The organism is Candidatus Symbiothrix dinenymphae (genome assembly GCF_001431085.1).
This window is the reverse complement of the sequence record NZ_BBRU01000251.1, coordinates 1-586: the sequence shown is the minus strand read 5'-3', so window position 1 is coordinate 586 and position 586 is coordinate 1. Positions and strand designations below refer to the sequence as shown.

Here is a 586-nt window from a genome sequence, read left to right as displayed (position 1 = left end):
GCTATTTGGCGCAGGAGCATTTGAATGAGTTTGGGTTAATAAATTTGAATGCGCGAATATATGACCCTGCTTTGGGGCGGTTTATGGAGATGGATCCTTATGTGCAGATGCCGGATTTTACGCAGTCGTATAATCGGTATGCGTATGGGTTGAATAATCCGTTTAAGTATACAGACCCTGATGGAGAATTCTTTTTTTCATTGTTCTTAGGTCCTGTCGGGGCTGTTTTAGATGGAATGTGCTGGGGTGCGGTTATTGGAGCCGGAAGTGGTGCCGTGGCTTATACTGTGGGGGCTGCAATTTCCGGTAATTGGAGCTGGAGTGGTTTTGGCAATGCCTTTGGTATGGGTGCCGTTGGAGGAGCCTTAGGAGGAGGTTTCGGAGCCTTGGGAGGAATAGGTGTGTTGGGGTCTTTTGGAAATACTTTAGGATACAATGTGTTAAGTCAAGCCGCAAATAATGCTATAACAAACACCATGTTCGGTAACGATTTAACTTGGGGTAGTGTGGCAGGAAGTCTTGCCGGGGGATTACTTGGTTCTGCTCTTCCTAATTTTAGTGCAATGGAAGGTGGAGCGTTCAAAAA

At 46.1% G+C, this 586-nt stretch carries 1 protein-coding gene; it reads left to right on the top strand.

Features of this window, described 5'->3' with window-relative positions; translation table 11 throughout:
• Nucleotides 1-44: 44 nt before the first annotated feature.
• Nucleotides 45-586: RHS repeat-associated core domain-containing protein (locus ASC50_RS06850; RefSeq protein WP_304518317.1), on the top strand; the 542-nt coding region annotated here is incomplete at its 3' end.